Here is a 24668-nt window from a genome sequence, read left to right on the forward strand (position 1 = left end):
GACAGCCAATAAATTAACCAGGTACACCCAACCTAATCTACTTTTTCGAACGCTGGTTAAAAGATTATTTCATTTTATTTAAAGCTGTAAATGCTTAAGTTTTCCAATTTCAAATAATGAAATATTCGCATAACTTTTTGTTTACTTGTTTGTATGGGTATCACGAGCTGTATATTATTCATACAAATAAGCAAACAAAAAGTTAATATAACGTAAACATAAAACAAATATAGTTGGTAAATATCGCTAAAGCAATTTATGCGTAGACATTAATAAGAGAAAAGAAATAAAGTTATGGCTGTGTATAAAATTTTATAAAAGGCGTATTTATAAAATAATTTTACGTGTTTGATATCATGAGTTAATTAACAAAATGATGATGCTATTAAATAAATGATAGCGCGTAATAATAGGCATTTGTTATGTTTTATATAAAAAATAATCGCTAATTAATCCTAATAGATAGGCTTTCTGGAGTTGTACCACTCATTAGCTGTTCACTTTGATTTAATAGCGTAGTGAATTAATAGCATCTGCTACTGTTAAGAAATATATTTTAGTGAGACAAAGCTCCGCCTTACTAAACTCATGAGCACGGATCAAATCTAAAACTTCCGCTATAATGACTGTTCGCTCTGTTTTAACTAGCACTCGTTGTTGTGATACACATTCTATTAAATAGCAAACCCCCATAGAATCTATAACATAATCCTCATCGCTAAGAATTAAATCCTGACATTCTGAAATAAAATCTAGCGCAGAGGCTAAATAAGTAAGCTCATCTTCGCCTTCTAACTTTAAAACACATGGCCAACAGATCATAAAAACTCTCTATAAATATAACGGAAAAACAAGCCTGCTCAGTCAAGGTTTACTTACGAGTCATCTCTTTGAAGGCAACGGCCCCTGGGTTCATCACCTTCATGAAGCACAGTGTCGGTATGTAGGAACTTTGCCGCTTCTGCAGAATCTTTCACTTTAGAGGCATTGCGCGCCAGCATTTCTGCTTCAAACTCATTGAGGACACTTTCCCTGATGCCAACATCTCTCCATTGAGATAATGGCCGACATCCTATCGATATGCCTCGTGCAAGCGACAACGCATCGAGAAGCGCTTGATTGGCTCCCTGTCCTTTGAATGGGCTCATCGGGTGAGCCGCATCGCCAATGAGCGTAGCTTGTTGCCCTTGCTGCAATAATTCAGCTTCGAGTAATGGCCTATCATACACGGGATAACCAGAAACTTGAGCCACCAAGGTAGCAGCTACAACTTGTGGTATGGGGTCATGCCACTGAGTTCTTCGACACGCTTCGTCTTTTAGTGCCTGAGGACCTTTAGCGCTTAATGCCTTAGCTTCCGCTTCAGGCATAGGAAAACTCAGTTGCCACATCACAGAGTCAGACGCATAAGGCATCATATAAATACGTTCATTACCATTCGCCGTTTGAAAAACAGTCGCTGAGTCCAGCAGTGAACTTTTAAGTCCTTTAAGTGCCGCCAAAGGACAAATACCCAAAATAACAATACAGTCTAAGTATCGTAGAGGTGTTTTATCATCAGTTATCAGTAATTTTCGCACTAAACTGCGAATACCATCGGCGCCAACAACAAGATCGGCCTTGGCGCTTTTCAATTCACCTTCGACCTGAAAGCTCAAATCAACACCTCCCGCCAGCGACTCTTTATAACCTACTAATTGGTGACACCATTTTACTTGGTTGTCACCAACGAGTTGCTTAAGTAAAGCTAATCGCAAAGATTGGCGAGCGATATGAATATTGGTGCGTTTAACCGACGATTTCACCGCAGAGGGATGCCACTTTCTGATCCCCCATTCACCAATAATTTTACCCGTGGTGGTATGAACAACATGCCGAGTTGAAATAACGCCTTGGCTTAATAAAGAAATGCCAAGCCCTGCTATCGCTCTACTGGCTTGTTGTAATGTCAATCCATACCCCTGAGAGCGAGTATCAAAGCCATTGTCTCTTTCATAAAGCGTAAAAGGAATTCCACGGTGCAAACAAGCAACTGCTAGTGCAACACCGCCGATACCGCCGCCAATAATAGCAATGTGCGGATAGTTTTCTTTATCTGCGATGGTAATATTTGTCGCCTGAATAAGGCCAGTTCCATTGCAATTTAAACAATCAAATAGATGTCCCTTAGGACGAACTGGAGGTGTACCTTCACTTTGTTTTTGTTCAAATTCATCCAACTGACGCTGATACTGAAGTCGCATTTTTTTGCGTGGTCTTTTATTTTTTTGACCAAGCCCTTGGCACTGCTGACAAACGGCCCAATTAATTTCTTCGTTGTTCAACTTCATAAGTTCCTGTTTATTTGACCTGATTTTAACTTCACTTTTGCGTAAAAGATTCGTGTTAACAACTCATATTGGGGTTAAATGCAAAGCGGTACATTTCATTAAGGCTATAACAATTTAATGGCTTACTATATCGTTGCAATTAATAATAGCGACAATTATTTAGCCATAATTTTGCAAGAAAAAACTGATGGGCTAGGATTTTAGACTGATTTTTATCAAGAAGACATTCATTTGATGAAAACATTAACGCTATAGTGAAAGAACAGCAGGACATATAGATTCAATATTCTATAAATACGCCACTTAACGTAGCGACTTGTAATCGTATAATATGTTACCTATATTTTAGCGTTCAGCTCAGCATATATGGTACCAGCGCCAATAACGGAGTAATTAATAGCCAATTAAAGTACCAGTCGATAGTGTTTATTCTTGCTCTGTTTTACATACTTTTTGAATGAGTATTGAAACCGACAACGCAATTAATAAGCCCATAAAAAAATAGATGGCGATTAAGTACTTCCCTAAATCAGATGCTTGTATTTCACCATTTACTAATACACATTCACCTTTGCTGTAATTGAAGCTACCACTATTATCTAAGCATTGATCAACCAAAAAGAAATCGTTAACTAACCAAATAGCAACAAAACTAATGATGACACCAATAAACTGTGGGATAGAATTTTTTTTCATAAGTTCCTAAAGACATAACAGAAGGTCAAGTAACACGTCATTGTTGATAATAGTGTAATACAAAATGAGGCTCGATCGATAATTATCCCTGCTTCTTTATAGACTTATTTAATTTATCTAGCTTTAGGTATTGAATAAGTTCCAACAACATGAGCTACAGGGTTTACATCACCATCTGAGTATAAGGATACCTCTCCAACAATGAGTGACTTCCCTATTTTTAGTAAGGTACATTTACCAATAATATCTTTGCTTGAAGAGGGTTTTCTCAGAAAATTAATGGTTAAGCTGGTGGTCACAGCAAGAGAAACGATGCCTATTTCACCAAGAATAGCCACATATAGAGCACAATCGGCAACAGTCATTAACACGGGGCCAGATACAGTTCCACCTGGCCTTAATTCATCAAAACCTACGGTATGTCTTATTGTTGCTGATTGTTCTCCAACAGCTTCAACAATGCACTTGGCCTGCGGAAACTCTGTCCTCATAAAGTCTGTTACTTCTTGCTTAGTCGCCAAGATAGTTCTCCAAAAAACACTAAACCAAGGGCAAATACTACTGGCTGTAAGATGTCTAAAAGTCACTATTTCGGACATGCTTCAAGCTGTTTTACCCTTACTTTTATGAATTGTAATGATAGTGAAAATTAACAATTATTTTTAAACGATTCGATGAAGCGCACAAATTTTGTTATCTGAGGGATCACGTAAATAAGCGAGATAAATATTACCTATCGTTCCATCTCTTACACCCGGAAGGTCTTCACACGCACGACCACCATTAGCAACACCCGCTGCATGCCATGCATCAGCAATAGCGGTACTATCAGCTGCGAAACCAATAGTAGAGCCATTACCATGACTAGCAGGCTTCCCGTCTATCGGCTTACTTAGCCCAAAAACACCATTTTCGGTAAAATAAAAACAACGACCTTTGCCGTCAATTACACCAGGCTCGTGGCCCATGGCACCAAGAATGGCATCATAAAAAACTTTTGATTGTGCGACATCATTTGCACCGATCATTATATGACTAAACATTTTTTCTCCCCGTTAATATTAATCAGGCCATTAAGGGCCAATGAACTTGTCGGCTATAATATTTATTGTTGGCTAGCCAATTTAATAAGTAAATTAAGTACTACCTTATCTTTTACTCACTTATAAAAAAAGCCTTTAGTGACGTATTATCGACACAAAAGGCTTTGTTATTATTACCTATGACCATCTGTCTTATTGGTCATCTTAGCGATTCATAAAACTAATAATATTTTATGTACTTACTAACGCCGCTGACTTAATAGGTAAATCTCGTACTCTAACTCCTGTTATCTGAAAAATAGCATTGGCGATAGCGGGTGCTATTGACACAACGCCAGGCTCACCTAAGCCAACAGGAAACTCTTCGCTTTCTACAAATTCGATATCAAGCTCAGGCACATCATTCATTCTTAATGGAGTGTAGGTGTTTAAATTAATATTACTTACTTGACCATTTTCTATCGGACTTTGTTCGTGTAATGCTAAGCTTGTTCCCCATAGCATTGACCCTTGTACTTGAGCTAAAGCGCCATCAGGATGAATAATAACGCCAGCATCAGCAATCATAGTCAATTTCTTAACCGTGATTTTTCCAGAGCTAGGTTCAACATGTACTTGAGCGGCACAAGCCATCCAAGCTGGCATGGTACGTTCTTGTCCCGCACTTATCGCAACACCAATCGCTTCATTTTTTCCTAACTTAACATTGGCGGTCTTTTCTTTAAGCCTAGTTAATACATGAGCTAAACGCTTAGCACCACCAACACTTTCTGGTGCTTTACCCGCTTGCTTTCCTAAACCATCAAGCATGGATAAACGAAAATCAATAGGATCCATTTTACTTTGATGCGCTATTTCATCAATAAATGATTCTAATCCCCAAACAATCCAACCCTGCCCTACGGATCTTAACCAACCAGGCAACATAGTTTGTTGTGCTAGGCTATTGTTAGCCACGCGCACACGATGGTTTTCCATGCTGTACCAATGATCTGCACCACTGGTGGAAAACATATCGACACGAATTTTATTATCTAAACTTTCAGGCATAAACCCTGGCGCCATCGATAAGGTTGGCCAACCTGCAGCAAGTGCGTGCTGCATGCCAGTAAATTTATTTTTTTGATCAAATAGCGCTTGAAACGAAACAACCGAGGGCGATCTTGGTTGGTCAAATCTAGAGTCATCTTCGCGAGTAAAGACCATTTTTACCGGTTTGCCAATGGCTTTAGCCGTTAATACAGCAGGAATCGCATAATCGCCAAATAAACGACGACCAAAACCACCGCCGAGGTATTGCTGATGCATAACAACATTTTCATCTGAAACTTGTAGCGCTTTAGCGATCGCTGGCAAAGTTAACGACTGCCATTGATTACCGGTATAAACATGCCACAGACCATTTTTTTCTTCTACCGTTGCGTTAACTGGCTCTAAAGCAAAATGTAACGCGGTATGCGTGCGGTAAACAGCATTAATAGATTTATCTGCTTTAGCACTCGCCGCTGAAAAGTCGCCGTCATTAATAAACAACCCACCTTCGTTTTCATCAGCAACTAAACGCTCACCTTCTTTAATAATATCTTGCTCGCTAACTTTGGCAGTTTTACCCGCTTGATAGCTTACTTTTAACGCATCGCCGGCTTTAATCGCGCCGTAATAAGTATCGGCCTCGACACTCACCCAGCCCTGAATGTTTTCACTTGGGTCTTGCAAAATATGATAGCCAAGATAACCTTTAACCTTTTTAGCCGCACTATCATCAACATTGGTGACCTTAGTGCCATAACGTGTTGGTGGAACAATAGGTCGAGCATAAACCATCCCTTCCAACTCAACATCAATACCATAAACCGCCGAGCCATTGGTTTTATCCGGAATATCGAGGGCTAAACTAGGCTTGCCAACTAATGTTCTTTTACTGGCTGGTTTTAAGGGTAATGCATCAATCTCTTTTGGTGTAAAGACACGATTAAAGGTGCCCTGAGTGACGACTTCACCAAAACTCAACGATTGTTCTTGATAAATTACCGCACCATTTTCAACACGACATTGCTCCGCTGGGCAATTCAATATTTTTGCCGCTGCTTCTATTAGCGCAATACGACCGGCTGCCCCAGCCTGAGAAAGTGGCTTAAACGTTTGAAATACTGACCAAGAACCGCCCGTGACCATATAACCCCATTTAGGGTCAGTGTCTACATGAGTAATAGAGACTTTAGACCAATCAGCGCCTAACTCATCCGCCACAACACGTGCGAGTGCCGTACCAATATGCTGCCCCATTTCTGCCTTAGCAATATTAATGTTCACATCGCCCTGTGGGTTAATTTCAAACCATACAGTTGGCGAAAATAATTTATTTTTCAGCGTTTCTTGTGGGCTTTGCCCAATATTGGCGGCGCTAGCTAGGGGTGCGAAAGCCATTAATAATGTACTACTGACCGTACCAACTAAAAAACGACGACGAGATAAGCTGACATTATTTTTTGCATCTTTAATATTTTGCATTGTCATGCGCCTTTATGATTGTTGGGTTGAAGAGCGTGGATCAAAAGTTTGTACATCGGCTGACATAACATCTGCAGCACTTTTAATGGCGCTTTGAATACGGATATAGGCCATACAACGACATAAATTGCCGCTCATATGATCGACAATTTCTTGGTCACTTGGGGAAGTATTACTGGCTAGCAAAGTTGCGGCCTGCATAATTTGTCCAGATTGACAGTAACCGCACTGAGGTACTTGTTCATCGATCCAGGTTTGTTGCAATGGATGTTTGTTGTCTAAACCTTCAATCGTGGTGATATTTTTATTTACGGCAGCTATTAATGGAAAAGAGCAGGTTCTGATCGCCGCACCATCGATATGTACAGTACAAGCACCACACATGCCAATACCACAGCCAAATTTTGTGCCTTTAAAACCAAACTCATCACGGATAACCCATAATAAAGGCGTGTCTTCCTCTGCAGTAGAGGAAACATTTTTCCCATTTAACTTGAATGCAATCATAACTTTCTCTCCAAACTGAGCTAAAAAATTATCAACTCATTTATTTATTAAGTACGCCACTTATAAAAGTAGCTGATTTTTATTTCTGATTATCTCTGTATTAACAGATTGAATTATTTTCAACAGCGCAAATTTGTAGCTTAAGATAAACTTTTGAACAACTTATTGATAATTATATAATGATGCGTTTATTTATAGTTAACTTATACCTAAAAAATTAAAAGTTTGAGCAGTAATATTTATTACTACCTTCATAGGTTAGCACCTTAGGTTTATTTTTCCTCATTAAGGGAGAATATTAAACTAAGCTAAGCGTTCGCCATCAGAATTAGCGCTGTTTTCAACGGGATCACTACCACCAAAAAGGTACAATAGTAAAAAATTACTATAATTGTAGTCACTTAGTTTAAGAATGTCGCATACGATCGAACCCTATAACTGTACTATTGGGCTATTTCGGTACTATTGAGCTATTTCAGTACTATTGAGCTTTAGTGAGATGCTGCACAGTGATGTGGATCAATACCCCTAACCCTCGAGTTTATCGGGTGCATTAATGAGGCGGTTAAACGATTATCAATGGTGATGTAGCTTAATGCTAAGCTAAGACGCTAACGTTGCAATAATAGCGCTGGATGCTAATAAAAAATGTATTAAGTGATGGGGGGCTTCTTTGCTGCTAACTGAACAAAATAGTATCGACCTAAAATCACCGTTAAAATACCACCAAGTACTAAAGCGGATGACTCAACCAAACGTAATGTAATGAGTTCATTGGCAAATACTATTCCGCCTGCAGCAGCAATAACAGGTACAAACAATTGCACAACAGCGGCTTGTGTAACAGAGAGTCCCCGCAGGGCTATATACCAAACAAAATAACCTATGCCAGAAGCTACAGCACCAGACAATACCGCAAGTAATATCCCCATTGGTGTTATATGAGCATCATTAAGTCCAAAAATTATCAGTATTAAAATAAAAGGAGACGTTCTCATAAAATTATAGGCGGTATCACTGAGTGGATTTTTAGATGTTCTGCCGGCAAGGGTATAAAGTCCCCAAGCAATACCTGAAACAGCCATCAGTATAAAGCCTTTAAATGATGGTGTTACTAGGCTAGGCACGATTAAATAAACAAAGCCAGAAAACGCAATGATGAGTCCTCCCCATTCAGTGAAATGAAGTTTATTTCCTGAAATTACACTCGCCATAATCATCGTTATTTGTACTGCGCCAAATAGAATCAGTGCGCCTGTTCCTGTATCTAACGAGATATAGCCAAATGAAAAAGCGATAGCATAAATAAAGAGCATACCTGCTGCTAACCAACTGCCTTTTGATTTAGGTTTAATTTCGTTTGGTTTACGTGTTAGTTGCAGCACAAGAATTAATATAATAATGCCAGAAAGAAGCCGTATAATTGTAAAACTGCTTGCATCAATGGCATTATCGCCTAATGCTAACCTACATAACACAGAGTTTGCCGCAAACGCTAAAAGGGCGAAAATAGTACTCGCAATAATTTTTATAAAATTGATGTTCAAGAAAAATCCCACTTAAAAAACACTAGATTACTGACTTAGGTAATATCTTGGCTGCAATTAGCCAGTAAGTCTCCCTTATACATTGTGCACAATAGAGTAGCCATTATAAAGTAACCGGATTATGTTTGTTTAGAAATTGAAGCACTTTTTCATGATATATAATTCGGTTGTCAGACTTATAAAAATTATGCCCTTCATTTTCAATTTCAAACCATTCATACGACTTGTTATGCTGTTTTAATTGCTTAAGTAATACTTCTGCTTGCTCTAAAGGCGTTCTGTCATCCTTGGTGCCATGCACTAATAAAACGGGCGCTTTTAATAAATTAATCTTATGAATGGGTGAATGATCTTTTTGGATACTTTCTAGACCGATTCTTTTAATTAATATTTTCGCTACCTCAGGCTCTTCGTGATCAACCAATAATGGCAAGTCATAAACCCCTGATCGAGCAATAGTACACTTAAACAGATCCGGTGCAATAATGCTGCTTTGAATAGCACTATAACCGCCAAAACTTGCGCCCATGATGCAGAGACGGTTTTTATCTATGTATTTTTTGTCGACCAAATAATTGATGCCATCTAAAATGTCATACTGAATTTTCTTTCCCCATTGGCCAAAACCAGCGGCTTCAAATTTCCAACCTAAACCTGTTGAACCACGATAGTTAACCTGAACCACCGCATAGCCTCTCGAAGCTAATAATTGAACTTCAGGATTAAATCCCCAATAATCTCGAGCGTGAGGGCCACCGTGAACTAAAACAACAGCAGGTACTGTGGCAGTCGTCGTTTTTGTTGGTAAGGTTATATATCCTTGAATGGGGGTGTTATCTCTCTCGCGTTAAATTTAAACGAGTATTGCGGATGTAATTTTTTAGTATCAATACCCTTTTTGCTATGTGCAACGTGGCTCAACTTATTGGTTTCACCGTCAAATAAATACCATAAGGTTGGTTGAATATCGCTCGAAAGAGAGATTAAGGCTTTTGTCTCAAATGTCTGATCCCAGCTAACGTTAATATGATAACTGGCAAATTGTTCTAAGAAGTCTGAAAGTTTTTCAGCCATAGGATGCTTTTTATCTAAAATTTTATATTGGGGGTACTCGTCAAAGTAAGAGACAACAAAAGGTCTATCTTTATTATCTAAGTAAAGCCAGTTGGTATCATAACCATCGACGGTATATAACGTCGATAATTGCTCAGTCTTTGGATTAAATAAACAAATAGAAATAGTATCGTTACCACAATAATCACTTACCACCAGTTGCTTTTGATCTTTATAACTACTGATAATTGACAAGCTAGTGCTCGCATTTTTAGGTTTGTAGTACAACCAAGACTCATCATCAAAATCATAACGCGCGATAGTAATATCATCATCTTCCGTGTTGCTGCTAAACCATAACTCTTGGCTTTCATCGAAGTAATCTAGCTGAGTCGTTTGATGGTTTGCCTTGCTATCATCTATTTTTGCTAACGTTTCTATTTGACCCTCATATATATTTAACTTAAAAACCCAGATACCTTTATCATTATATTGTGACGTTGAAATAATGATATGTTCAGGGTCATCCTTTAACATGCTGATTATTTCAGGGTGTGCCAAATGTTTTTCGTAGTCGTGGTCTTTAGTCCATTTTCTTATTTTTCCTCGACAAACAAGTGAACGGACACCAAAAATAAAGTTACCTTCATCTTCATCAATATTAATACTATAAATTTCACCATAGTAGCCCTTCCTCTCTTGATTTCTTTTTTTACTGGCAAGAAAAACCAGTAATCTTTCATTATTTGCCCATCGGTATTGACCGACACTGTCTTTATTGGCAAAAGAAATTTGATTAATCGCTTTCATCGTATCAACAGCAACGATCATAAGAACAGGCGTCCCTTTTTGATCTTGGATCAAAGCAAGGTGTTTACCATCGGGAGATAAACTAACATCACGGTAATCGTCTTCCTCAAAGAGTGTATTAATATCGAGGTTTTTTAACGCTAGCTTGTTTTCTATATTGTTATTTTCCAACGCGTGAGCCATGGTACAGCAACTGAAAAACATGAAGACTAATGTCAGTATTTTTTTTGTTTGGGAATACACAGAACATCCTTTTACTATTATATTTCTGTTTATCGTATCCTTGTGTTTTCATAAAGGGCAATATTTATTCGACAGTTTTACCACAGCATTTATAGCTAAGCTATTATAATAAAATGAGTTTTTATTAAGCATATCTAACCATACCGCTCTTTCTTGGATAAAATAGTGAAGTAAAAATAGCCGCAAAATTTCTGCCGTTGACAACAAGCGAAGTAACAGTAACTCAAACGGTTAAAGCACAAAATCATTGCATGAACATGCCTCAAAAAATGGCTTTTATTTAATTGTTCACCTACGCTTTTGATAAACCAACTCAAATAATAATACGACTAATTCGTATTATTATTACTCTTCCATATTCCATTTAGTTGTTGGCGGTTGTCATAGATGAACAATCATATAAAGGAAGCTAACATGACTAAAAATCTAAAAGTAATATTATTTTATTTTGTATTATTAACCTTGTTCTTACTGTTAACTTGGGTGTCAGTACCGGTAAGTGCAGAAGAAAAATCAGTAAAAAACATTGCTAATGTTTGGTTATTTGTACCAAAACCAGGACAAATAGCTAATTTTGAACAATCGTTTATAGACCACATTGCCTATCGAAAATTAATGAAAGACCCAAGAAGCTAGTCTGTTTATCAAGGAGATATGGGGGCAAATATGGATGCTTACATCGTTCGGTCTTGTTGTAATACTTGGTCAGAGCTTGATGATTACCGTCAGTGGAACATTCAAGCGAAAGCCTCTGAAAACTGGCGTGAAAATGTCAGTAAATATATTTCTCATTATGAGCACCACCGCGCTAAAAATGATTTAAACAACAGTCATTGGCCAGCAGATGTTACTTATAAATATATCGGTGTTAATACCTATCAGCTGAAATTAGGACACAGCGAAGCTTTAGAAAAAGATAAGAAAATCATTAGTGATGCGGCTAAAAAAGAAAACTGGCCATATAATTGGTTATGGTATGACAGAGTCAATGGCACACTTGAAATGAGTCTGGCTATTCCTTACATGACTTATGGAGCTATGGCGCCACCAGAAATTAAGTTTAGTAAATTACTAGCTAAACATTTAGATAGTCCAAAGAAAGCTAAAAAAGTACTGCAAAGATGGTCATCACACTTTGATGAAATTTCTTATAACATTTACATATTACGTGAAGATTTATCGATGTAAGGTATTTGATGACTAGGCGCCTAATGAAAGTGCATATAGAGCGAATAAAAAAGCGTCTTTGGTAACAACTAAAGACGCTTTTTATTTTATAAAGAGTATTTATTTCACTATATTAAAGCTCACTGTATTAGCGCTTACTGTATTAGATCTTAATAACGGCCATCTTATCCTGAGACATATCATGCATAGTGTAAGCGATGCCTCCAGTATTATATCCTGAGCTTTTGCGCCCAGCGAAAGGCATCCAATCAACCCTAAAGGCAGTATGGTCGTTGACCATTACAGCTGTAGCGTCTAATTCCTGTATCGCCTTCATCGCAACATCAAGATTTTTGGTAAACACCGATGCCTGAAAAGCATAGTCTAACGAATTAGCCTGAGCAATAGCCTGGTCAATGTCATCATAGCCATAAACACAAATGACTGGCCCAAAGACTTCCATGTTTGAAACTTTGGCATCGACTGGCGGTTCAAGCAGTACTGTTGGCGCATAAGTAGTATCACCCAAGCGTTTACCGCCGGTAACAAGTGTTGCGCCACCAGCCACAGCTTCATTAACCCACTCTTCAACACGATCGACTTCTTTGGGACGAATTAGTGGCCCACATTCGGTTGTTTCGTCAATAGCGTTACCAACAACGAGCTTTTCAGCGCCATTAGCTAGCATTTTTGCAATGGCTTCAGCTTTATTTCGAGGCGCAAAAATACGTTGTACAGAAACACATACTTGCCCCGAATGATAAAAACCACCTTTGAGCAAACTCGGGATCAATGCTGCAATATCGGCACTTTCTTCGATAATAACCGGGGCAACGCCACCATGCTCTAATGCACAGCGTGTTCCTGGCGCTAATTTAGAACGTAACATCCAACCAATTTTAGCTGATCCAATAAAACTAAAAAAGGCAACGCGAGGGTCGGTGATCATTCTTTCAGACGTTGATGTCTCGCACGTAATAAAGCGACACCACTGAGGTGGTAATCCCGCTTCGTGCATAATATCAACGAATGCCTGACAAGATAATGGTGTATCTCGAGCCGGTTTAACTAACACCGGACAACCTGCAGCTATCGCAGGAGCTACTTGATGAACAATTAAATTTAATGGGTGATTAAATGCTGAAACAGCAACCACAACTCCAATAGGCTCTTTACTGGTGAAAGCAATTCGCCCCGCTCCAGCTTCAGTTAAATCCATCGGTATTTGCTTACCTGTTAATGCCGATATTTCTTTTGCGCAAAGCTCTACACCATCGATAGCTCGAGTAACTTCTACACGAGCATCGACCAGCGGCTTTCCGCCTTCACTTGCGATGAGTAATGCTAATTCATCAGCTCGTTGTGAGATTAACACCGCCGCTTTTTTAAGAATACTTATCCGTTTAAAGGCAGGTAGCCATTGCTTACGATCTTTGAAGAGTTGCTGGGCAGTCTCTAAATATTCATCAATTTTATCCCACGTTACCGTTGGAACTGATCCTACATAAGTTTGATCATAAGGGTTAACCACATCGAGTGTTTCAGCGGTACTATTTTTGTCTAAGTCTGCCATAATCTGCTCTTTATAAAGTTAAAAAATGCTTGCTGACAAGCGATATTATAATAAAAGGTTTATATTAAACAAGCCTTTGCTGCCAATTCATCAATCAATACCCTTTGATTCTCAGAGTAATCAACGGGAAGTTCAACAAGATGAACACCTCCCGCTGAAAATGCTTTTTCATAGGTAGCAATGATATCTTCAGCAGAGGTAACTCTGTGCCCAGTTGCGCCGTAACTTTCTGCGTATTTAACAAAATCAGGGTTATTAAATTCCAAGCCCCAATCTGCAAAGCCTGAGCTGGTTTGCTTCCAGCGGATCATTCCATAAGAGTTATCATTTAACACGGTGATCACTAAATTCAAGTCTAAACGAATTGCTGTTTCTAGTTCTTGTGAATTCATCATAAAACCGCCATCACCGCATATTGCCATCACGCGTCGGTCAGGGTTTAACATTGCTGCCATCATACCTGATGGCAAACCAGCGCCCATTGTAGCGAGGGCATTATCGAGTAATACCGTATTAGGTTGATAAGCTTTATAATTACGGGCAAACCAAAGTTTGTACATACCGTTATCTAAGGCGATGATATCTTTTTCACCCATGACTTTTCGAATATCAGCAACAAAGCGCTGAGGAATAATAGGAAAGCGATTATCGCCAGCTCCTTCTTCAAGATGCTCATCTATGGCAAGTTTTACCTTGTCAAAATAGCTTCTATCAAACTTTACTTCTCCTGCTAACTTATCTTTTAAAGCAGTCACAGACGCCGCAAGATCACCAATAATTTCTGATTGAGGGAAATATACTTGATCAACTTTTGCAGATTTATAATTAACATGAATAACTTTTTTACCCCCTTGCTCCATAAAAAACGGCGGCTTTTCAATAACATCATGTCCAATATTAATAATTAAATCTGCACGTTCAATCGCACAATGTAAATAATCACCCGATGATAACGCTGCAGTGCCTAAAAAGAGACTTGAGCGTTCATCAACAACTCCTTTTCCCATTTGTGTGTCAAAAAAAGGAATACGTGTTGTATGAACAAGGTCACACATTGCCTCTCGAACATTTTGACGATTCGCGCCGGCTCCAATAAGTATTAACGGCATTTTAGCGGCCTTTATTAACGTAACCGCTTCCTCGAGTGCCACCTCATTAGGACCTGCATAATAACGTTTATGGGGTGTCATAATCCCTGCCGTACAATTTTCAGCAGCGATATCTTCGGGCAACTCTAATAACACAGCACCGGGGCGTTCTTCTTCACTGAGGCGGAAAGCTTCGCGCACTAATGACGGAATCGTATTGCCATGGACAATTTGTTTAGACATTTTGCAAATGGGGTCAAACAAGCCAACTATATCAATAATTTGGAACTGGCCCTGCTTAGATTTTTTAATTGGCTTTTGTCCGGTGATCATAATTAAGGGCATGCCACCTAAGTGAGCATAGGCCGCAGGTGTAGCTAAATTTGTTGCTCCTGGGCCTAGTGTTGCCAAACAAACGCCCGCTTTATTAGTCAAGCGTCCATAAGTTGCCGCCATAAATCCTGCGCCTTGTTCATGGCGAGTTAACACTAATTTTATCGACGACTTACGAAGGGACTCGAGCATATCGAGGTTTTCTTCGCCGGGAACAGCAAAGATATGATCGACCCCTTCCGCTTCTAATGCTTGCACAAATAAATCGGACGCTTTTATTTTGTCATTTTCGTTCATAGTTTTCCCTCATTAGTTTGTACACAATGGTTTATAAAACTTTACCCAACTACCCTACCATCAAAGAGACTTAAAAGTACGGGTGCTATTTTAAAACGCCATAACCTCGATGAACATTAGGGTCAGTGCTAAGCTATTTTTATCACCACTATTTTATCGATGACGATCGCCATAAATAAAACAGCGTTGGTAAAACCAGCAATGTTAAAATAACCGCACTCAACATACCGCCAACCATAGGTACGGCAATACGACTCATCACTTCAGAACCCGTGCCTGTGCCATATAAAATAGGGAGTAAACCAACAATAATAGCGGCAGCAGTCATCATAACAGGACGAACACGCATCCCAGCGCCATGTAAAACAGCCTGTAGCACATCTTCTTTTTTAGTGATGCTGCCTTCTAAGCGGTGTTCATTGAGCATCGATTGGTAAGCCTGATTGAGGTAAACCAACATAATACCCCCAATCTCTACAGCAACACCGGCTAACGCAATAAAACCAACGCCAACAGCGACTGAGAAGTTAAAGTCTTCTAAGTACATTAACCAAATGCTTCCGACCATAGCAAAGGGTAAAGTTCACATAATCATCGCCACCTCAATAACGTTCCTAAAATTGAGATAGAGTAAAATAATAATAATATATAAAGTTAATGGCACCACATAAGTCAGCTTAGCTTTAGCACGTTGCATATATTCATATTGTCCAGCCCCAAGTAATAGAGTAGCCAGCAGGCAAGATTAATTTATCAGCAATCACTTGTTGCGCCGCTTCAACGTGGGTTCCGACATCTAGGCCATCAATATCAACAAAAGCCCAACCATTGAGTCGGGCATTTTCAGATTTAATGCCCGGAGGTTCATTTTCTAAGATGATATTGGCAACATCACCTAACGAAATACGTTGTCCGTTTGGCGTCATTATGGATAGTAAAGATAATTGTTCAGGCGAATCACGATAATTTTGTGGATAGCGTAAATTAACGGGATAGCGATCTAAACCTTCTACCGTTTTAGTAACATTCATTCCACCAATAGCCGTTGCTACCACTTGTTGAATTTCTGTGATATTTAGGCCATAACGAGCAGCTTTTGCTCGTAGGATATCTATTTTAATATACCGGCCACCGGCAACTCGCTCTGAATAAACGGACGCTGTGCCGGGAACATCGGCTAAAATGACTTCTATTTGCTGACCTATTTCTTGAATAACGTCCAGTTGCGGCCCCGCTATTTTTATGCCTACCGGTGTCTTAATAACGGTTGCCAACATATCAATACGGGTTTTAATAGGCATAACCCAAGCGTTGGTTACTCTGGGTAGTTTGACTAACGCATCAAATTCTTTTTTTAAGCTATCTGTGGTTAAGCCCACTCGCCATTGGTCATGAGGTTTTAACTGAATAAAAGTCTCTATCATAGTCAGTGGCGCAGGATCTGTTGCGGTTTCAGCTCGACCAACTTTACCAAACACGGTTTGTACTTCGGGGACGGTTTTAATCAATTTGTCGGTTTGTTGAAGAAGTTGACGAGCTTGACCAATAGAAATCCCTGGATAGGTTGTCGGCATATACATCAAGTCACCTTCATCAAGTGGTGGAATAAATTCACTACCAATTTTATCCAATGGATATATGCCAATAGCCAACACAGCTAATGCCGCAACTAAAGTTATTTTTGGAAAATGTAAAACCTTCTTCAAAGCTGGCATATAAATAAAGGTCATAAATTGATTAACCAGATTTTTATGCTCTGCTAACACTTTACCGCGAATAAAATAGCCCATAAGTACCGGAACTAAGGTTATAGCTAACGCAGCAGAAGCCGCCATAGCATAGGTTTTAGTGAAAGCGAGTGGAGCAAACATTCGCCCTTCTTGTGCTTCTAAAGTAAATACCGGCACAAAACTGACAGTAATAATTAATAAGCTAAAAAATAATGCTGACCCGACTTCACTGGCGGATTCTGTGACGATTTGCCAACGATTTTCTTTTGTTAAGGGCGTTTTTTACATATGCTTATGCATATTCTCTATCATGACAATGGCGCCATCAATCATCGCACCAATAGCAATAGCAATAGCAATACCGCCCAACGACATAATATTAGCGTTAAGCCCTTGCAAGTGCATAATGATAAAAGCGGTTAATATACCTACCGGTAAACTAATAATTGCCACTAAAGAAGAGCGAACATGAAACAAGAAGATAATACACACTAATGCGACTACGCCAAATTCTTCGAGCAACTTGTAGGCTAGGTTATCTACTGCGCGTTCAATTAAGGCAGAGCGGTCATATACAGGTACTATCTCAACGCCTTCGGGCAAACCTTTTTTGAGTTTTTCCAGTTTATCTTTAACACGATTAATGACTTGCTGTGCGTTTTCGCCAAAACGCATCACGACAATACCACCAACAACTTCACCTTCGCCGTTCAACTCAGCAACACCACGACGCATTTGCGAACCTGTGCCTATATCGGCAACATCTTTTAATAACAGCGGTGTTCCTTTCTCGTTAACCCCTAGCGGAATGTTTTCTAAATCACTGACACTTTTAATATAACCTGTTGTCCTGATCATATACTCAGCTTCTGCCATCTCAACAACTGATGCACCTATTTCCTGATAACCTTGTTTAATGGCCTGTTGTATATGAGAGAGAGGTATACCAAAAGCACGCAGTTTTTCTGGGTTAATTTGTATTTGATATTGTTTAACCATGCCACCAATAGCAGAAACTTCCGAAACGCCAGGCACAGTTTGTAACTCAAATTTTAAGAACCAATCTTGTAAACTCCGTAATTGGCTTAAATCATGTTGACCAGTTTTATCGGTTAGGGCATACAAATATACCCAGCCCACGCCTTTAGTATCGGGACCCAATTGAGGGCGAGCATCACTGGGTAAGTTTGGGGCAACTTGACTTAAATACTCAAGAACTATTGAACGTGCCCAGTAAAGATCGGTATCTTCATCAAAAATAACGTAAACATAAGAATCACCAAAAAATGAATAACCTCTTACCGTAACAGCGCCGGGTACGGACAACATCGCTGTAGTAATAGGATAAGTAACTTGGTCTTCAACAACTTGTGGCGCTTGACCCGGATAACTTGTTTTTATGATGACTTGCACATCAGATAAATCTGGTATTGCATCAATAGGTGTTTTGCTGACAGAATATAAACCAGCAGCCACCAGTAATAATGTTGCAAGTAAGACAAAAAACCGATTACCAACAGACCATCGAATAATAGCAGTGATCATCATTATTTCCTTTCGTCGTTAGTCATGTTATTTACATCGACGCCAGGTGCTGACATTGCCATAGCACTAACAATAATAAAATTACCCGCGCGAATTTCAAAGGTAAACATCACATAGGCATTAATTGAAAATAAGGTCATATCAACCTCTTCATTGACAATAAAATCGACTCTATCGGCTTCTCGGTCGATAGTCACCATTCGATGATTTACCATAGTGGAAATAACGGTATCATTAAGGGTTGTAGAGGAAACACTCTCTTTGATAACGTTATCACTGCTATCACTCATCGTCATCGCTATTGAGTCAGACGTTGTTTGTTCCAGCTGATAATGCATACGTTTAAAGTCAGAAGATTTACTTGATTCAGAATCCAATAAGAATTATGCCGAGCTCACCACTTTATCGCCATCAGTAAGGCCGGTTAGTATTTCAACACTGTCACTGCCATAACGCCCAACAGAAACCTCAACTGACTTAAAACTGCCTTCTCCTAATGCCAAAACAACTCTGTCTTGATTACCCGTTCGAATTAACGCTTCTTTAGGAATAATGAGTGTTCGTTTATCACTTGTTGTATCTATGGCAATTTCTGCAAAAATATTAGGCTTAAAGTCACCCGCTTCATTATTAAAACGTAAACGTACTTTCACAGTAGGTGTTTTAGCATCAAGCATTGGGTAAATATAGACCACTTGTCCCTGCCATTTTTGACCCGGTAAATAATCAAGTGTCATGGTAACGGGTAACGCGGTTTTAACTAGACTTGCTTGCCTTTCAAACACCTCAGCCTCAACCCAAACTTCCGATAAATTAGCTACCGACATTAATGTTGTACCTGGCTTTACAAAAAAACCTTCACGGATATTTAGACTTTCAACAAAACCAGTTTGTGGTGAATAAAAAGTTATTTTTTGTTGTACTTTTCGCGTTTTCTTTAGTTCTTTAATTGCTAGTTTAGGTAACTGTAGTGCTGATAATCTATTTTCTGCCGCGTTAATTAATCGATTGTTTTTCCTCTCTAATCCCAGCAGTAGCTCTTCTTGGGCATTAACTAACTCAGAAGAATAAATATCATATAATGGCTGGTTTTTTTAACTGGATCTTCAACCGCTTTCACATAGAGCTTCTCAATCCACCCTTGTACACGAGGGTGAATATGATCAAGCTTATCTTCGTTATACGTAACATAACCGACGGTGTTAATTTGGTTATTGAGCTTTTTATATTGAACATTTACCGTGCGTACGCCTAAATTATTAACAACATCAGGTGAAATACGAATGGTGCTAGGACCTTCATCGGGTCCTTCGCCACCGTCATCGTAAACGGGTACTAAGTCCATTCCCATGGGTGATTTACCCGGTTTATCTTTGGTATAATTGGCATCCACTGGTGCGACCCAATAAAGTGGCACTCTCTCTTTAGGCGTAACATTTGATACTGAGTTGCTGCCCGAAGTGATAAGTTTAATGAGAGCAAAAGTCAGCATCCCACCAAGAATAATACCAATAACTAATGGTTTAGCGTATTTTGTTGAGGTAGATGTACTCATTGCTTTTCTCCCGAAATAATCGTATCTCGTCTACTTTTGTCTAAAGCCAGTTTGCTATTTTTGTTTTGTATAGCGGCCGAATTGAAACCAACAATAAAGAGATAATTAAGCTCTAGCCTTATCTTCTGCTCTTCTACATTAAGCGTTAGCTCGTCGATTTCAGCGTTTAGCACGGCAATACGTGAGCGAACAACTTCTGAAAAATCGCCGTCTTCATTGGTATAAGCAGTCAAAGAGGCTTCTGCTTGGTCATGTATTTGTAGTAATAATTTATTTTTATATAAATTTTGTCTGTAATTTAAGCGCAATAGTCTTCCTTTTGCGCTTGAGTAAGTACCTAGCAGTTGTCTTAGTAACAGTAATTTTTCGGTTTTCACCGCTTCTGCTTGAGATATCGCCGATTGAACCTCTTTGTCTTGTCGGTTTTCAGTAAAAAGGGGGATGTCAAAAGTTACGCCTATAGAAAATAAATCGGCGCAACTTCCCCCCATAGCGTCATCGCCACGATAGCCATAGCTTGCGTTTACACCCCATTCAGTTTTATATTTTTGCTGCGCCAAATTTATCCCTGTTTTAGTCGCAGTCACCTTCTTATCAACAGCAATAACCGCCGGATGATTTGAAAAATATGGCAGCAACTCTGCTGGTGTAAGCCAATTTTCTTTCAAAACTAAGTGACTATTCATTAACTCTATTTGCGGTAATTGATGACTGACTACAATATCATGTGAAGAAAAAACAGTGAGTAATGACGCTTCGTCTATTGTACTACCCGTCTTAGAAAATGTGTTTAGCCAGGGTAAAAGCATGCCTTCATAGTGATTTTTCTGTTGTGCTAATTTATCTAACCTGTCTTCTAAATAGGTTAATTCTAATTGCGCACGAACAATATCTTGTTGACGAGTTTTACCTAAAGCCGATGAATAGCTTGCAGTTGCTACATCGGCTAACTATTCAAATAACGATCTGTTTTTTTCAATTAAGACAATACTTTGCTGAACTCGATAGGTGTCCAGCCATAAACTTCCTACGGTAATCGCAACCTTTAATTATCTGTCTTTGCGTTGATAGGGAAACGCTACACTTTCAATTTTTAGTTGTTGGCTTTTAATCGCTAAACTGTCGCCACGTGGAAACATTTGTGAAATAGCCACTTTAATTTTCGTCATACCTTCTTGACCAAAGTCATAACCGTTAGTCGGTAAATTTGCCAAGCCAATTGACATTTTAGGATCAGGTAAGGTACTAGCAGCCGAGCTCATCGATTCAAGAGCGTGTTGTTGATGAACATTCCCTGTTAACCAAGGATCATTTTTTTGAGCGACCTTAACTGCCTTTATAAAAGACAATGGTGGCGGGCTCTTAAACATTTTAACATCAGAGGCACTGGCAGAAATAACAATCAAAGCAAGCAGCCCTGCACTGTATTTTAAGTAAAACTTACTATTGATCTTGTGATTATTAATCAGCATATTCCTTAATGGAACACCGTTTGTCAGAACCCATGTTAACGGTCGCGTCACAGTAGCAAGTGCAGGCACTTTATTATCTGAGCCAACAGCAAAGTCTGCCATTAATTTTGGTGTGAATTTTTTGAAAACATAACCCCTCCAAGAGGGATATCAATTAATATTTTTGATTAATTAGGTTTTTTATCAGTATCAGTTGTTATAACAACCCAATATCAAAAGAGCCTAATACAAGAGTAATGATATAAATGGTCCAAAATTTGGAGGCATTTATCCTGTATTTAGCTTAATATTGGTGGGCGGTACAAAGATGCTGGTTGTTGGCTTAAAGCCAAACTAGAAGAAGAAAAGATCTTAGCTGAAAAATTAGCGACAGGTCCGTTACCTGCAACACCTTTGATAAATGCGATAACCATAGAGCAACCGCCAGCAGAGCATTTACATGAAGACGTACAACAATCTTCTTTTGTACTTTCTGACTACTCAGTTGAGTCACTAGCCGTAATGTGGTCGCTGTGATCCATCATAGACATATCTTGTGGCTGCGCATTCATTACCTTCATACCTATCATTTGATAAGCCATACTAGTAGACGCCATTGCCTGACCAACAAAGGCCAAACATACGAACAATATTATTAATGTTTTAGGGAAAATAAATCTCAAAGTGGCCAACAAAATATTAATAAATTAATAAACGATTACATAACTGTTTTTTTTATTCAATAAAAAAATTAATCGCTACTTCTACTAATCATTGCTCTTTTGTCATAACCTCAGCACCTAAATGCCCTCGTAAAAGTGCTTCTAGCACTTCTTTCATTAAACCATTAACCGCACCTTTTATTGCGGCGCCCTTAGATTCAAACGAATATAAATGTATTTTAAAAGAATTTTTATCACATATATCTATTGAAATACGTCATGATCAAAGTGAATACATGACCTAACTTGAAGCGATAAACATTCGTAATTTTATCACTTGATGATGTAATAGTGGTTAAAGTTGAAATTCACTTAACGATATTTCTCATCCTAAAAATTAAAATTCAGCTACATTAGGATCCCCAAAAGGGTTACTAATGCGAGAGAAGCTTTAAACCCTTAGCCAATACCATTGATAGAATATGGTTAATTTCTAACTATTAATTAATTATTAAATTTTAGCGCTAACCGCAATGTTAATTCGCTCAACAGTGCTTGCTCGTTAACAACATGAATTAAATGAACTAGGATATTGAATGACGTTGGTAAACATTTTATTGTGCAAGTTAGCAGCTTCGCATTGTACAAAATATAATCCCAGTAGAAATGATGAATCACTGCAACATGCTCAATACCATCATCATTTTCGTTGTTAAACAACACCTCCTATTTTGTTTGGCTCACTTTACTCAGTAATACTTTTATTTGTAATTGCTCGCCCTGCGGTAAAAAGTCACTTATTGCACCTAAACAATTAGCGTCTTTAAATTGGCAAGATAAAACGGTAACCTGTAGTCTTAATGTAGAGCAAATAAACTCATTCGCACAGTATCAGAGAGAAAAATTGAATGATGCTAATTACCTTAAAGCGGTTAAGGCAAAACTAATATTTGAGAAATAACCCTATTCAATAAACTCTGTTCGACCTTACTTTATGATTAATGTGCGTGATACTTAAAAAGGCTAACTAAATGCAAAAACAAGACGATAAAACAACAGCTAATAAAAAGCATATAACTACCTGTTTATACGGTAATGAAACAGCTAAATCATTAGCCAACTTCACCATTAGCGAATTAAAAATGCCACGTGCTTTCCTTTGGGCATTAGGCACAATCAAGAGCGCATCTGCACAAGCGAACCAAGAACTGGGTCTACTTGATGCAGATAAATCTGCAGCAATTCAATTGTCTGCCAAAGAAGTTGCGGATGGTTTCCACGATAATCAGTTCCCCGTTGATGTCTTCCAGACAGGATCGGGAACCAGCACGAATATGAACGCAAATGAAGTAATTGCCTCATTAGTTAAGTTAAATAGTAATCAAATCATAAACGTTCACCCCAATGATCATGTAAATATGGGACAAAGTTCTAACGATGTGATCCCCTCTTGTATCCACTTAAGTGCAGCAAAACTTATCGCTGAACAGTTATTACCCTCGCTAGAACACTTACGTAACACCTTAGACAACAAAGCCGAGCAGCATCATGACACCATAAAAACAGGGCGTACTCATTTAATGGATGCAATGCCATTAAGTTTTGCTCAGGAAATAAGTGGTTGGAGTGCTCAAGTGAGTTACGCCTATGAGCAGCTTCAAAATAACTTACCAAGTTTATACAAGCTTGCCATTGGCGGCACAGCTGTAGGTACTGGTGTTAATACACACCCAGATTTTGCCACGATTGTCACTCGCGTCTTAACAGAGAACACCGGCTTAACCTTCATGCCTGCCGATAATTATTTTCGGGCAATTAGTGCGCAAGACACAGCGGTATGCATTAGCGGTATTCTTAAAACCACCGCTGTTAGTTTAAGTAAAATCAGCAACGATATTCGGTGGCTAAGCAGTGGACCATTAAATGGATTAAATGAAATTCGATTACCTGAGTTACAAAAAGGTAGCAGTATTATGCCAGGGAAAGTAAACCCAGTGATCCCTGAAGCAGTTTTAATGGCTTGCACACAAGTCATTGGCAATGACACAACCATTACGTTATCTGGACAATCTGGCAACTTTCAACTTAATACCATGCTACCTTTAATCGCTCATACTTTAGTGCAAAGTATTCAATTACTCAGTTCAAGCGCCAACGCTCTTGCTGATAAGGTTATCAAAGATATAAGCGTGAATCATGACGAAATTAAACAAAATTTAGCAAAAAATCCAATTTTAGTAACCGCGTTAACTGACTTGATCGGCTATGAAAAAAGTGCTGAGATTGCTAAAAAAGCATACATAGAAAAAAAGACCGTAATGGACGTCGCTATCGAACTAACCGATATCAGTGAAGCAGAGCTTATGGCACGATTAGATCCTAAACAGCTAATTGGTGGTGTTAATAAAACCCAATAATCGATAGCTTTCCCCATAAATAATAAACGTTCCCCGTGATCTTTTTTGAGGTGATCACGGAGTTATAACTCATCGATTAGTCCTTATTTAAGATGACCAGCCAAGCTTAC

General features: G+C 38.8%; 19 protein-coding genes and 3 pseudogenes. 3 read left to right on the top strand and 19 right to left on the bottom strand.

The window, feature by feature from the left end; genetic code table 11:
* Positions 1-507 precede the first annotated feature (507 nt).
* The 10 genes from H4J67_RS11760 to H4J67_RS11805 all read right to left on the bottom strand — a co-directional run bounded on the left by H4J67_RS11760 (position 508) and on the right by H4J67_RS11805 (position 10680).
* Positions 508-822, bottom strand: coding sequence for a DUF4144 family protein (locus H4J67_RS11760; RefSeq protein WP_182203827.1), 315 nt, complete (start codon positions 820-822; stop codon positions 508-510).
* Positions 823-875: 53 nt separating this feature from the next.
* Positions 876-2330: an NAD(P)/FAD-dependent oxidoreductase gene (locus tag H4J67_RS11765; RefSeq protein ID WP_182203829.1), complete on the bottom strand. Its 1455-nt coding sequence runs from the start codon at positions 2328-2330 to the stop codon at positions 876-878.
* 426 nt (positions 2331-2756) lie between these two features.
* On the bottom strand, positions 2757-3026 hold the full coding sequence (locus H4J67_RS11770) for a hypothetical protein (RefSeq protein ID WP_182203830.1): 270 nt from the start codon (positions 3024-3026) through the stop codon (positions 2757-2759).
* Positions 3027-3139: 113 nt separating this feature from the next.
* The gene (locus tag H4J67_RS11775; protein WP_182172386.1) at positions 3140-3550 is read right to left on the bottom strand and encodes a PaaI family thioesterase; all 411 of its coding nucleotides are present in this window, start codon (positions 3548-3550) and stop codon (positions 3140-3142) included.
* 138 nt (positions 3551-3688) lie between these two features.
* Positions 3689-4069, bottom strand: coding sequence for a VOC family protein (locus tag H4J67_RS11780; RefSeq protein ID WP_182172226.1), 381 nt, complete (start codon positions 4067-4069; stop codon positions 3689-3691).
* Between the two features lie 231 nt (positions 4070-4300).
* Positions 4301-6586 (bottom strand): xanthine dehydrogenase family protein molybdopterin-binding subunit, encoded by a 2286-nt coding sequence (locus H4J67_RS11785; protein ID WP_182203832.1) that lies wholly within the window; start codon positions 6584-6586, stop codon positions 4301-4303.
* Between the two features lie 6 nt (positions 6587-6592).
* Entirely contained in the window at positions 6593-7087 is a 495-nt protein-coding gene (locus H4J67_RS11790; protein ID WP_182203834.1) for a (2Fe-2S)-binding protein, read from the bottom strand.
* A gap of 653 nt (positions 7088-7740) precedes the next feature.
* Entirely contained in the window at positions 7741-8634 is an 894-nt protein-coding gene (locus H4J67_RS11795; RefSeq protein ID WP_182172217.1) for a DMT family transporter, read from the bottom strand.
* Between the two features lie 103 nt (positions 8635-8737).
* On the bottom strand, positions 8738-9460 hold the full coding sequence (locus H4J67_RS11800) for a S9 family peptidase (RefSeq protein ID WP_182203874.1): 723 nt from the start codon (positions 9458-9460) through the stop codon (positions 8738-8740).
* Positions 9445-10680, bottom strand: coding sequence for a hypothetical protein (locus H4J67_RS11805; RefSeq protein WP_182203835.1), 1236 nt, complete (start codon positions 10678-10680; stop codon positions 9445-9447). Before H4J67_RS11805 ends, H4J67_RS11800 begins: the two co-directional genes overlap by 16 nt.
* Before the next feature lie 474 nt (positions 10681-11154).
* Between H4J67_RS11805 and H4J67_RS11810 the strand changes: the two genes are divergently transcribed.
* Complete coding sequence (locus tag H4J67_RS11810; protein ID WP_182203837.1) at positions 11155-11376, top strand: hypothetical protein; 222 nt, start codon at positions 11155-11157, stop codon at positions 11374-11376.
* Positions 11377-11394: 18 nt separating this feature from the next.
* A complete protein-coding gene (locus tag H4J67_RS11815) occupies positions 11395-11928 on the top strand; it encodes a hypothetical protein (RefSeq protein WP_182203839.1) in 534 nt (177 codons plus the stop codon).
* 142 nt (positions 11929-12070) lie between these two features.
* On the opposite strand, the gene H4J67_RS11820 is transcribed toward H4J67_RS11815, so the two are convergent.
* From H4J67_RS11820 to H4J67_RS21050, 9 genes and pseudogenes are all read right to left on the bottom strand, one after another.
* Positions 12071-13480 carry an aldehyde dehydrogenase family protein gene (locus H4J67_RS11820; RefSeq protein ID WP_182172205.1) on the bottom strand — a complete coding sequence of 470 codons (1410 nt, stop codon included), beginning with the start codon at positions 13478-13480 and terminating at the stop codon, positions 12071-12073.
* 59 nt (positions 13481-13539) lie between these two features.
* Positions 13540-15180: an acetolactate synthase large subunit gene (locus tag H4J67_RS11825; protein WP_404842792.1), complete on the bottom strand. Its 1641-nt coding sequence runs from the start codon at positions 15178-15180 to the stop codon at positions 13540-13542.
* Positions 15181-15346: 166 nt separating this feature from the next.
* Positions 15347-18473, bottom strand: a pseudogene (locus tag H4J67_RS11830) (efflux RND transporter permease subunit).
* A gap of 2 nt (positions 18474-18475) precedes the next feature.
* A complete protein-coding gene (locus tag H4J67_RS11835; protein ID WP_182172175.1) occupies positions 18476-18850 on the bottom strand; it encodes a hypothetical protein in 375 nt (124 codons plus the stop codon).
* 6 nt (positions 18851-18856) lie between these two features.
* A pseudogene (locus H4J67_RS21235) lies at positions 18857-20028 on the bottom strand (efflux RND transporter periplasmic adaptor subunit).
* Positions 20025-20837 carry a TolC family protein gene (locus H4J67_RS20655; protein ID WP_259368582.1) on the bottom strand — a complete coding sequence of 271 codons (813 nt, stop codon included), beginning with the start codon at positions 20835-20837 and terminating at the stop codon, positions 20025-20027. The pseudogene H4J67_RS21235 and the gene H4J67_RS20655 overlap by 4 nt, the downstream one beginning before the upstream one ends.
* Positions 20838-21077: 240 nt before the next feature.
* Positions 21078-21602 (bottom strand): hypothetical protein, encoded by a 525-nt coding sequence (locus tag H4J67_RS20660; RefSeq protein ID WP_259368583.1) that lies wholly within the window; start codon positions 21600-21602, stop codon positions 21078-21080.
* 176 nt (positions 21603-21778) lie between these two features.
* Complete coding sequence (locus tag H4J67_RS20665) at positions 21779-21913, bottom strand: hypothetical protein (protein ID WP_259368584.1); 135 nt, start codon at positions 21911-21913, stop codon at positions 21779-21781.
* A gap of 337 nt (positions 21914-22250) precedes the next feature.
* Positions 22251-22349, bottom strand: a pseudogene (locus tag H4J67_RS21050) (metal/formaldehyde-sensitive transcriptional repressor); the annotation flags it as partial.
* An 823-nt stretch (positions 22350-23172) separates the two neighbouring features.
* Here H4J67_RS21050 and H4J67_RS11855 point away from each other — a divergent pair.
* Positions 23173-24558, top strand: coding sequence for a lyase family protein (locus tag H4J67_RS11855; protein WP_182203843.1), 1386 nt, complete (start codon positions 23173-23175; stop codon positions 24556-24558).
* The last annotated feature ends 110 nt before the right edge of the window (positions 24559-24668 follow it).

It is taken from the genome of Colwellia sp. BRX10-4 (genome assembly GCF_014077465.1).
Lineage (GTDB): Bacteria > Pseudomonadota > Gammaproteobacteria > Enterobacterales > Alteromonadaceae > Colwellia_A.